Below are 11,802 nucleotides of genomic sequence, written 5' to 3'. Positions count from 1 at the left end.
ATCTTCTCCCATATGAACATTAATCACATAAAGAAATACAACCCTCAACAGTTCATTAAATTTTAGGCAATAAAAAAGGCCAACCTATAACAGGCTGACCTTTTCAATTTTTAAAACTGAATTAAAAATTAAGCGTATACAGGTAGACGCTTACAAATTTCTAATACTTTCGCTTTTGTTGCTTCGATAACAGACTCATCACCCATGTTGTCTAGAATGTCACACATCCAGCCAGCAAGGTTCTTCGCGTCTTCTTCAGAGAAACCACGACGAGTAATTGAAGGAGAACCAACACGGATACCAGAAGTAACAAATGGGCTACGTGGATCGTTTGGTACTGAGTTTTTGTTAACGGTAATGTTAGCTGAACCCAGAGCCGCATCGGCTTCTTTACCAGTGATGTCTTTGTCGATTAAATCAACCAAGAACAGGTGGTTTTCAGTAGAGCCTGAAACGATGTTGTAACCACGAGCAAGAAACTCTGCAACCATTGCTTTTGCATTAGCAACAACACGAACTTGGTATTCTTTAAATTCTGGTTCTAGTGCTTCTTTAAATGCCACCGCTTTACCAGCGATAACGTGCATTAGAGGGCCACCTTGACCACCAGGGAATACTGCTGAGTTCAGTTTCTTGTAAAGATCTTCGCCTTCGTTAGAAAGAATAAGACCACCACGAGGACCAGCCAATGTTTTATGCGTTGTTGTTGTTACTACGTGAGCGTGTGGTACTGGGTTAGGATAAACACCAGCAGCAATAAGACCCGCTACGTGAGCCATATCTACGAAGAAGTAAGCACCAACTTTGTCTGCGATTTCACGCATACGCGCCCAATCACATACTTGAGAGTAAGCAGAGAAACCACCGATGATCATCTTAGGTTTATGTTCTATTGCTAGCGCTTCCATTTCTTCGTAGTCAATTTGACCCGCTTCATCAATACCGTAAGGAATGATGTTGTAAAGCTTACCAGAGAAGTTTACTGGAGAACCGTGAGTTAAGTGACCACCGTGAGCAAGGCTCATACCTAACACGGTATCGCCAGCGTTTAGTAGTGCCATGTAAACGGCATTGTTCGCTTGAGAACCTGAATGCGGTTGTACGTTTGCGTACTCTGCGCCAAACAATTCACATGCACGGTTGATAGCCAGTGTTTCCACTTTATCAACGAACTCACAGCCACCGTAGTAACGCTTACCAGGGTAACCTTCAGCATACTTGTTTGTTAGTTGTGAACCTTGAGCTTCCATCACTCGTGGGCTAGTGTAGTTTTCAGAAGCAATCAGCTCGATATGCTCTTCTTGACGTACCGTCTCTTCCTGGATTGCTGCAAACAAGTCTGCATCGTAATCTGCAATGTTCATATCACGCTTAAGCATCTGTATCTCCTGACTCAGATAAATATAAAACCCAAAAATAGCCCAATGACGCAAACGATTACGTCACTAGCCTTAACTGGTCGTTATTCTACATAATTTGATCTGGATCAGATAGCCTCAATTGTACTTTTCTTTGTTATTTTTGTTGGGGATTACTCATTATCAACATGAAAGATATTCATTAAGTGTCAATTTTTAGCTTTACACTGTGTAAAGGGTTAACTACAAACTACGCCGGATATTTGTAGCCAACAGATTGCATAAAATCCATCTCACCCTATGCTAGCCTGCATTATTTTGTTGGTATCGATATTATGGAAAAAATCAAACACACTCACAAAGAAGATGTCATTGCGATTTTAACAGGGACATTTTTAGTCTCTCAAGGGATCTTCTTTTTGCAAGCCGCTAATTTATTAACAGGCGGAACGACAGGCTTAGCATTGCTGTTAAGCCAAATGACAGACATCAGTTTTGGGGTTTTATACTTTGTATGTAACCTCCCTTTTTATGCGCTAGCTTGGAATCGATTCGGTAAGAAGTTTGCACTAACAAGCTTAATTTCAGGTGCACTCGTTTCTATCATGACCGATCATCTAAATATGATGATTTCAGTTGACCATATTAATGATATTTATTGTGCAGTTGCTGGCGGTTTATTGATGGGGTTAGGTATGCTGATATTATTTAGACACCGTTCAAGTCTTGGTGGCTTTAATGTCTTATGTTTATTCATTCAAGAGAAATTTGGCATTTCAGTGGGCAAGGTTCAAATGGCAATTGATTTCTGCATTTTAAGCGCCTCTTTCTTCTTTATTACGCCTTCGTTATTACTGATTTCCGTTCTTGGTGCTATCGTATTAAACATTGTGCTTGCAATGAATCACAAACCAAATCGTTATATTGTGACTTACGGGTCGTAGTTTCCTCATAAACAAAAGTGACATGAAATGGCCATGTAATGTCAACTACGTGGCCATTTTCAGATCCAACAATTACTGTATTACGGTGCACTCTTTAAGAACAACGCGACCTAACTCAAGAATTGCAGAATCCCCCTTCCCATGAAAGACAATCGTCTTACTCACATCAGGCATTCCATCATCTGAAATGTATTTCATCCCTGATGCTGATACTGCTCTTTTTAATGCATAATCTTCTTTTGGTAATTGCAGCAACGCTTTATCCTCATTAAATGTTATTTGAAAATTACGTCCTGCTTCGCACGTATAGTGCACGGGTTGTGCCGTTCCCATATCTGGCATCGTCGTCGAACAACCAGCAAGCGTCATCACAGCAGCCAAAGCGAATAATTTTTTCATACCTTCCTCAATCGTTTTATTTTTACTGATTATAGAATAAATGAACTCAAAAAAGAGGGTTCAAAATAGATATTTATTCAACTCATCCGTTAAATAACAGCCACTACTCCCCCCTGATATCTGTTATTCATATAGGTGACAAGCAACATCATGCTCAGCACTATCAATACACTGTCTTTGTGGTTCTATCTCAACGCATCTTTTTTCAGCTTTTGGGCATCGAGTCGAAAAACGGCACCCTTTAGGCGGGTTAATTGGCGAGGGTACATCGCCTTTTAGTATGATTCTTTTTTTTCCTCTAAGTCGAGGATGAGCAACCGGAATCGCAGACAATAACGCTTCTGTATAAGGATGTTTAGGTGAATGATATAAATCCTCTGAATTGCCGTACTCAACAATCTTCCCTAAATACATAACCGCCACTTTATCTGAAATATGTTTCACTACAGAAAGATCATGAGCAATAAATATAAGGGCTAAATTCATCTCCTTTTGAAGATCTAATAACAGATTAATGATTTGCGCTTGTACTGATACATCCAATGCCGATACCGACTCATCACACACTATCAATTTTGGTTTTAAAGCAATGGCTCTCGCAATACCAATTCGTTGTTTTTGTCCCCCAGAAAACTCATGTGGATAACGAGTAATCGCACTGGGTGATAATCCCACTTTAACTAACAGATCCTTTACCCACTCTTTGCGCTCTTTCGCTGTCCCTATACCGTGAATAATGAAAGGTTCTTCTAAAATCATTTCAATAGTATGCCTTGGGTTTAACGATTCTGTAGGATCTTGAAAGATAATCTGCATGTCTTGACGCAGAGATCGCATTGCTTTACTTCCAAGATCAGTAATGTCTTCTCCTTCAAAAAAAATGTTACCAGCCGTTGGTTCAAACAACTTCAGCAAACTGCGCCCTAGTGTGCTTTTTCCACATCCAGACTCCCCAACTAATCCTAACGTCTCACCTTCATTAACACTCAGAGATACGCCATCCACAGCATGTACAATGTATCCTTTATTAAATACACCTTTACCTGAAATGAAATGTTGTTTTAATCCCTCAATTCTTAATAACTCCGTCATAGTGTCCCCTCTGATTTATTCTCAATCAACTGACCAGAAAAGTGACAGCTCACATTATGCAACGGTGAAATCTGAGTCAATTCAGGTACCACCAAATCACATTCGTCTTGTTTGAATTTACAACGAGTAGAGAAGCGGCACCCTTGAGGCATTTCATTTAATGATGGTACGGTACCCTGAATGGTTTCAAGCTCTGCTTTAGGTTGTAAACTTAAGCTTGGCATTGAGGACATTAATCCTTGAGTATAAGGATGCAGAGGATTATCAAATAACTCAAAAATGTCAGCTTGCTCAGCCACTCGACCAGCGTACATCACCACCACTTCGTCACAGATTTCAGCCACAACACCAAGATCATGAGTAATAAAAATGATCGACATCCCCGTCTCGTCTTGCAGTTTTTTCATCAACGTTAAAATTTGCGCTTGAATCGTGACATCAAGTGCCGTCGTTGGCTCATCACAAATCAATATATCTGGCTCACACGCTAATGCGATTGCGATCATCACTCGCTGCCTCATCCCCCCTGATAAACTATGAGGGTATTCATGTAAGCGAGATTCAGGAGATGGCATACCTACTTTTTCAAGCATTTCGATAGAATACGCTAAACGCTGTTTTTTGTTTAAATCAGAGCGATGCAATTCCAACACTTCATTGAGTTGTTTCCCAATCGTATGTACCGGGTTTAGTGCCGTCATTGGATCTTGAAAAATCATCGAAATGTGATTGCCACGCATTTCATATAATTGACTTGGACTAAGTTGAACTAAATTTGTATTACCATATAAAATCTGTCCAGATACGACATTGCCGTAAGGCTTAGGCAATAAGCCCATAATAGACAATGCTGTTACGCTTTTTCCACAACCTGATTCCCCAACAATGCCAATGGTTTTCCCTTTAGGGACATCAAAACTGACACCATCAAGTACTCGAATGATCCCTTCATCGGTTTCAAATTCAGTGATCACATTTTCCACTGACAATATGATTTGTCTATCCATGCGCATCTTCACTATTTTATAGTTATAATTTATAGGTTTCATCAATAATAATAACGGGCTCAAATGCCTTACCTGATTTCATCGCCGCTTTGGTTTCCTTTTTTATCGATGCATCAATCCAGAACGTACTGAAGGTTTGAGAAAAACCCCAACCATGGAATAAATAACCCGTTTGTTTGGTTACCATTTTTTCGGGTAACTTCATCCAACGCCAATAACCAGAACGAGCGTAAGGCACCATATAACCGGGAACAATAACATTAGCATCTGCAATCGCTTGTTGAATTTCGCGAGACAATGCCTGTTTTTTATCAATATCAAATTCGTTTTTAAATGAATCGATTAAGGTATCCAGTTCAGGTGACGTAAAATTAGTAAAATGATTGGTTTGCGGTTTATTTGCATTGTCTGAATGAAAATATTCCCAATACGCAGGGATCTCACTGGTTCCCATATTATGAAAAGAAATGTCGTGCTTCTTCTCAAGTACGTATTTAAACATGCTTGAACCATCGATCAGGTTTAACTCAAAATCGACTCCAGCAAGCTTGGCTTGTTCACGTAATACCGCAATTCGAGGAGTATGAGCTTGAGCGGAATACGTGATGGCGAAACTGAGTCGTTCACCCTTGGCGTTTATTCGAATGCCATCAGGGCCTATTTTTTCAAATCCGGCTTTCTCAAAATATTCGATGGCTTTTTTCGCATCAAATGTAGGTGCATTGATGGTGGTATTATCGTAGCCAATATGACCAAATCCCATCCCATTGGGTTTACGTGAATAGTCCCCTCTCAACACTTTGGCGATCATCATGTCAAAATCGGTGGCATACATAATGCCTTTACGAATGTTCATGTCATTCAGCATCGGTTTTGCTGTGTTTAGCCATAACCCACCCGCACCAACAGGGGCTTGGTTATATACCCAAGCCTTCTGAATATACCCATTTTGATAGTTTTTACCGTTCGATTTCTCATGCCATAAATCGGGACGAAGTAACGTAAAAGAATCTAAATTTCCTTTTTCAAAATGCTTTAATGCGATGTCATCATCACGGATCACTTTGATATTGATTTTCTCTACGTTGTAGCGATTCTGGTTGTATTTATTTTCGTAGCCCCACCAATCTTCACCCACATGTTTAAAAACAATATTTTTTCCTTTTTTGATTTTATCGATGTAATAAGGTCCTGTAACCGGTTCTGGTTTAAAGTTATATTTACGAACAAATTTATCGTCAATACCATCGTTGTTTTCATCGAGTTTTGGCTTGCCATAGAAATGCGCAGGACGGGGCATTAAATTAGTATATTGAATCAACTCATCACGATTACGTTCTTTGGCTGAAACAACCCCAATAGTATGAGCGTCATAAGAAATAACATCGGCGATTTCATTGGTAAAAAAATCGTTATACCACGGCGCGACAATGTCTTTTGAGCGCATTAACGTCAGCATGAATTGGTAATCATCCGCGGTTACCGGCTTTCCATCACTCCATATTGCTTTTGGATTTAATTTGAAATACATCGTTTTATTATCGTCACCAAACGCCCACGATGTCGCCAAGCCAGGCAGCCACTCACCCGTATTTGGGTGTTGAATTAACGGCGGTAAATTGGCCTCTACAATCCAAGAACGAAAAGCACCATTTGAATCGGGACCAACCGAGCGAAATGTCTGCGGAAAACTCAACGAATACGTACGATAAGTGCCACCAAACACGGCCTCTGGTGAAGCAAACGTCGGCGCTAAATCATTCGTTTTCCATTCTAAATTTGTCGGTAATTCAGCAGAAAAAAGTCCGACGCTAAATAACGCTGCAGATGCCGAAAATAACGTCATTTTATTTTTTATTGTCATAGATTCCTTCCTATTATTTATTCTTTTTGGCTTACACATAACGCGTGTGTTTTTTAGGGTCAAAAGCTTCTCGTATTCCCTCACCAATAAAAGTCACCATAATCAATACTGTAACAATAGCAGTCACGACCGAACTTGCTATCCAAGGAGAATCTAAATTGGATTTACCTTGCTGTAATAATTCCCCCCAACTTGGAGTGGGTGGCATAAGCCCTAATCCTAAATAATCCAAAGCGGTTAACGCGGTAATATTAGCCACAATCGTAAATGGTGCTAATGTCACTATAATCACCATCGTATTGGGTAAAATGTGATGAAATAAAATTCGTGAATTTGAAGCCCCTAACGCTTTCGCAGCCATAACGTACTCACGAGATTTCTCTTTATAGGTCATTGTTCGCATGTACCATGTCATCCCCATCCACCCAAACATGACATTAATTAGTGTGAATAGCATGAAGCTAGGTTTCATTATGGAAACAAGGATCATGATGACGTATAAAAAAGGCACCATTGACCATATTTCAATAAAGCGCTGAAAAAACAGATCAAACTTGCCCCCAAAGAACCCCATTGCACAGCCAACCGATACACCTATCGCATATGAAATGACTAGAGTAATAAGCGCAAAGCCTATCGCAATCCTAAAGCCATAAACCAACCGCGATACAATATCTCGCCCAATGGTATCGGTACCCAAATAATGCTGTGTTTCAACACTAGGCGCGGTAGGCGGAAAATCCCCTGAGAAATCTTGTTCATAAGGATTCCAAGGCACAATCGGCATAACAACAAAATCACCATTATCTTGTTCTTTAAATTCAGTTTTTAAGTCTCGGTAATTCGTTTCATGGACATAATCTAATCCAAACATTTCGCCTGATTTAACATCACCGTACGTTGGAAAGTGCCACTCACCTTGGTAACTCACCAGTAAAGCTCGACTGTTTACAAAAACTTCAGCAAAGATCGACAATACGAGCAATAAGAGCAGAATAATGAAAGACCAATAACTGCGTTTTATCGCTTTAAAGCGCTGTATTTTTTTCTGCGTTAATGGACTTACTTTTAAGATAGACGACATAGTTAGGCTCCAAACTTAACGCGAGGATCAACCACCGCCACACACACATCAGATAAAATATTCCCTATCATCAGCATCATTGCGTTAATAGCGAACAACCCCATCACAACCGGGTAATCTCGCTCCATGATCGCTTCATAACCCAGCAACCCAATACCATCAATATTAAATATCACCTCAATCAAAAATGATCCCGTCATAAAAAACATCAACGAATTACCAAAATGACTCGCGACCGGAATTAGACTGTTTCTTAATGCGTGTTTACGTACGGCCGTTTTAAATGGCAACCCTTTTGCAATGGCTGTTCTTACATAATCGGCCGCCAAATTTTCCATCAAATTGTTTTTCATCGTCATTGTAAGCAATGCAAAATCACCAATCAGATAACAAAATAGAGGCAAAACCGCATGCCACATAATGTCTTTTATTTGTTCTATCGCACCGTAGTCATCAAAATCATCACTGACAAATCCCCCCATCGGGAACCACTCCATTTGATAACTAAATAAACTAATTAAGAAAACGCCAATGACATAACCGGGCAAAGCGAAGCCAACAAAAATAGCAACAGAGGACATAGAATCGAGGATGGAACCGTGCTTTAAGGCTTTAAAGTAACCCAGAGGAATTGAAATAAGGTAACTGAGTAAAAAGGTCATTCCTCCATAAAATAAAGACACGGGTAATCGTTCAGAGATCATGTCCCATACGGGTTCGTAATAGCGGGTGGATTCACCGAGATCAAGAACAACCAATTTTGTTAACCAATCATAATAAGCTTCAAACACGGGCTTATCTAATCCATAAAAGGCGTTAAGTTCTGCGATTTGCTCTTCAGATAATGCATTATTTCCATCAGTAACGCTGCTGGTTCCCCCAGTTTCAGAACTCCCTTGCATTTGTAAACTCAGCAGCATTCTTTCTACTGGTCCACCAGGCACAAATCGGGTTAGCGCAAAAATGAGTAAGGTAATACCGATGAAAGTAGGGACAACCAATAAAAGCCGTCTAAATAAATAAGATATCATCCGTGACTAGTACTCCATGTCCAAGGCGCAGACTCCGCTGCTTATCATTATTTTTTATAATAGTTTTATTAAGTTAGCTCAATAAATAGAGAATCACAATGAAGGCTAGTGAGAATGCAATCAAGTTAACAGTTTGCAGAACTCTCATGGAAGGGAGAATGAGAACGTGTTTGGCACTATTAAAATAAAAGTGCCCCACATAAACGTTAAAGCGATAATGTATCGACAATCAGAAAAAGAAGTTAACGCCGAGGATTATTGAAAAGGTACTTCGGTTAAGTGAGCCAAAATATCTTGTTGTTGCTCATCCGTTAGCTGATCCCATGTATTTATCGAATCGTTTGACTGAGCAGATTGAGTAGGCAACGTTTTTATGGTTTCTTCATCTGAAACCATGCTGTTTTTATCTAATTTATTCATATAAATCACCATACCCTTTTGCTCTTTAATTAAGACTTAACGCAACATTGTACTTAAAGTACTTTGCATTCATTTTACTACTGAGTCAATAGTATAAAAAAACGCCCATCGTTTTCACCATGAGCGTTGCCATCTTAATCGTTAACTATGTATGGTTTCAGGCTAGCTCTCCCGCACCTTTTAACGATTGCTCACTGTTTTCTACTAAAATAGCGGTCGCTGTTTTTTTCAAACTTTCCCAATCAGCATCATCAACCTGAATGCCATGACTCCATGCATTTTCTTGTGATCCATTCAGCTCAGCCGAATTAATATGAATGCTGTACCCTTCAGATAAAGCAACCACATCAAAATCTCGTACTGATAATTCAATGGTCATGTCATTTAATTTTCCACTGTTGAGCTCAACGTCATCTGACAAAAACAATTCAGGTGATACACACCCTCGATTTAAAACATACAAGGTCCGTTTAGGGCTAGTGCCATTTTCCCACTCGGCTTTACAAGCGATGCCTTTTGCTGCCAACTTCACCAACTCACTGTAGGCGAGCCAACGGTTATGGCATTTGGTTAATGTGATGCTTAAGCGTTTACGTTTCACCATTTTTTCAACCGCGTAATCAACAATCACAGGTAAATGGCAAGCCACACTACAACCGTGTAAATCCACCACTAAATTACCTGATTTGGTCATGGTTATTTCGACAGGACAATCCTCCTCAACCGTTAAAAATTTGGTCGCATTATTAAAATGTCTGACGCCATTCAACCCAACCATTTGCAGATCTGCCACCATATTGGCAATAACATCGGCTTCTCCGCACGTTCGGCGCATGCCTAAGAATGCCTTATTAGTTACCGCTACTAATTCATTGTGTGACACGATCATTGGCCTTCTCCTGCGTTTGGCAATAACGGGAATAACCATTCCCCATCATGAACTTCATCTAACAAAGGCGCGCCTTGAAAAAAAGTAACTCGAACCCAGCGATCGGATCGTGGATCAAACTTCGTTGCACCAAAGACGGCTAATTTACAACGTAATAAATGCATTGGTAAAGACGACTTATGTAGTACATTCATTTGAATATCACCTAACGCTTTATGTCCTAATGTCCATACTCTGCGGCTTATTGCGCGATATTGAGGATGCTCTACTAAGAACTCAGCTAAAGACATTGATGCCTCACATTTCAATAATGCGTGATAAAGACGATACACTTGACGGCCAATATCAAGAGGCAATTCTCTGTCTTCGCCTTTCTCTTCACCTCGAACCCCAAGACGCGGTTCTTCTTTATCTTGTGAGCGATACCAAAACCAATAATTATTTTCAGGTTTAGTAAAGTCCGTTTTAATTGCCCACTGATAGCACGCTTCTACGGTCGTGATTAAGTCTTGAATCTTTTTTCCACTAGGTAACGATAGATTTTCATTGCAGTTCATTTGTTCTTCAAAACTATCAACTAATTCAGGATAGATTTCCATCAAGCAAGAGAGCAACATTTCTTGAGCTTCTAAGCTCATACCATTCGAATGGGTAACGACATCTTCCCAAGTTGAACTTTTCGCCACGATGTTATCTAAACCGGCAATCAATTCATTAAGCTCAGAAACCGCACGATGATTTAGCGCATCTTGGTGTTCATTAATCGTGATCACTTGCTGTAAATGTCTTACGCCTTTGTGCAATAACGTTTGTAATGGCTCTTTTCTCTCTCGCATTACAGGCGCATTAAGTACCGCAGATAACGCCATTTCTCGTGCGAACATCCACTGATCAACAATGCAAGGATGGTTAATTAAATAAGGAGCCATCCCTAACCCTGTCGCATTACCAACACCAAGATAGCGTTGCAACTCACGATCGAGAGTAACGGCATTCACTCCCCCTTGCTCTGTCGCTAAATAATGAACCCAGTCCAAACTGAACTGACGTAATAAATAAACAGCACACATTTGAGCGCTAAAAGACTGATTAAAATCAGCATTGTTTTCTAGCAATTTAAAGTCTGCAATACCAAATTTACCATTACCATAAACCGCGGTCGTTCTTAAAATATACCCCACCTCTGCAAGCTCTTTTTGATTGGGTTGTTCGCCTCTAGATAAATGAGAGACAAGATGTTCAAACACTCGAACACTTTTATTTGCTCTTGCTAACACCAAGACATTATTTGGGTTTCTACCCGCTTCTTGCAATGGAACATTGGCTCTTAATTGGCTTAACAAATCGACATTTACCTCTCCAAGAACCAAAGCAAACGTTACATCCCACTTTTCAGCAATAACACGATCATTACGCTCTCCATCTGCAATTTCGTCACAAAAAACAACCAAATGATACGTATCATTCGGTGTCACTAATTTATAAATAACATGACCAAAACCTTGGGGTGATAATTTCCATTCATGCTTAGTGACTTGCCACTCTTGCTGTGCCATTTTACGTATTAAGCTACGAACAAAACTGATTCTATTTTGGTGCATTGCACCCAGTCTGTCCGGTGCCATTACAATCTCAGGTTTACGCAGATGAGTTTCAGCGTATGTTGAACGATGTGCATCCATGTTGCTCACCACCATTTCTAATTATAGGTGTA

Annotated in this window: 11 protein-coding genes; 1 reads left to right on the top strand and 10 read right to left on the bottom strand. The window is 40.0% G+C overall.

Annotated elements, in window-relative coordinates; genetic code table 11:
* Positions 1–128 precede the first annotated feature (128 nt).
* Complete coding sequence (glyA, locus tag AACV33_RS15745; protein ID WP_017023072.1) at positions 129–1,379, bottom strand: serine hydroxymethyltransferase; 1,251 nt, start codon at positions 1,377–1,379, stop codon at positions 129–131.
* 314 nt (positions 1,380–1,693) lie between these two features.
* On the opposite strand from glyA, the gene AACV33_RS15740 reads away from it, so the two are divergent.
* Positions 1,694–2,302 carry a YitT family protein gene (locus AACV33_RS15740; RefSeq protein ID WP_012549649.1) on the top strand — a complete coding sequence of 203 codons (609 nt, stop codon included), beginning with the start codon at positions 1,694–1,696 and terminating at the stop codon, positions 2,300–2,302.
* A 72-nt stretch (positions 2,303–2,374) separates the two neighbouring features.
* Here the strand turns inward: AACV33_RS15740 and AACV33_RS15735 are convergent, their stop codons facing one another.
* The 9 genes from AACV33_RS15735 to AACV33_RS15695 all read right to left on the bottom strand — a co-directional run bounded on the left by AACV33_RS15735 (position 2,375) and on the right by AACV33_RS15695 (position 11,770).
* On the bottom strand, positions 2,375–2,701 hold the full coding sequence (locus AACV33_RS15735) for an MliC family protein (protein ID WP_017023071.1): 327 nt from the start codon (positions 2,699–2,701) through the stop codon (positions 2,375–2,377).
* Positions 2,702–2,824: 123 nt separating this feature from the next.
* A complete protein-coding gene (locus AACV33_RS15730; RefSeq protein ID WP_182699420.1) occupies positions 2,825–3,793 on the bottom strand; it encodes an ABC transporter ATP-binding protein in 969 nt (322 codons plus the stop codon).
* Positions 3,790–4,800 (bottom strand): ABC transporter ATP-binding protein, encoded by a 1,011-nt coding sequence (locus AACV33_RS15725; RefSeq protein WP_182699419.1) that lies wholly within the window; start codon positions 4,798–4,800, stop codon positions 3,790–3,792. Before AACV33_RS15725 ends, AACV33_RS15730 begins: the two co-directional genes overlap by 4 nt.
* A 22-nt stretch (positions 4,801–4,822) precedes the next feature.
* Positions 4,823–6,664: an extracellular solute-binding protein gene (locus AACV33_RS15720; RefSeq protein ID WP_370527101.1), complete on the bottom strand. Its 1,842-nt coding sequence runs from the start codon at positions 6,662–6,664 to the stop codon at positions 4,823–4,825.
* 31 nt (positions 6,665–6,695) lie between these two features.
* Entirely contained in the window at positions 6,696–7,739 is a 1,044-nt protein-coding gene (locus AACV33_RS15715; protein ID WP_182699432.1) for an ABC transporter permease subunit, read from the bottom strand.
* Positions 7,740–7,750: 11 nt separating this feature from the next.
* Positions 7,751–8,779, bottom strand: a complete 1,029-nt coding sequence (locus tag AACV33_RS15710; RefSeq protein ID WP_023603662.1) for an ABC transporter permease subunit — start codon at positions 8,777–8,779, stop codon at positions 7,751–7,753.
* A 255-nt stretch (positions 8,780–9,034) separates the two neighbouring features.
* Positions 9,035–9,199 carry a hypothetical protein gene (locus AACV33_RS15705; RefSeq protein WP_175365425.1) on the bottom strand — a complete coding sequence of 55 codons (165 nt, stop codon included), beginning with the start codon at positions 9,197–9,199 and terminating at the stop codon, positions 9,035–9,037.
* Positions 9,200–9,356: 157 nt separating this feature from the next.
* A complete protein-coding gene (locus AACV33_RS15700; RefSeq protein ID WP_023603664.1) occupies positions 9,357–10,088 on the bottom strand; it encodes a DUF3726 domain-containing protein in 732 nt (243 codons plus the stop codon).
* Positions 10,085–11,770, bottom strand: coding sequence for a hypothetical protein (locus AACV33_RS15695; protein WP_255458473.1), 1,686 nt, complete (start codon positions 11,768–11,770; stop codon positions 10,085–10,087). Before AACV33_RS15695 ends, AACV33_RS15700 begins: the two co-directional genes overlap by 4 nt.
* Positions 11,771–11,802 lie beyond the last annotated feature (32 nt).

Source organism: Aliivibrio sp. SR45-2, assembly GCF_963890165.1.
Classification (GTDB): Bacteria; Pseudomonadota; Gammaproteobacteria; order Enterobacterales; family Vibrionaceae; genus Aliivibrio; species Aliivibrio salmonicida.
The sequence above is the reverse complement of the archived record's forward strand: the minus strand, read 5'-3'. Positions and strand labels throughout refer to the sequence as shown.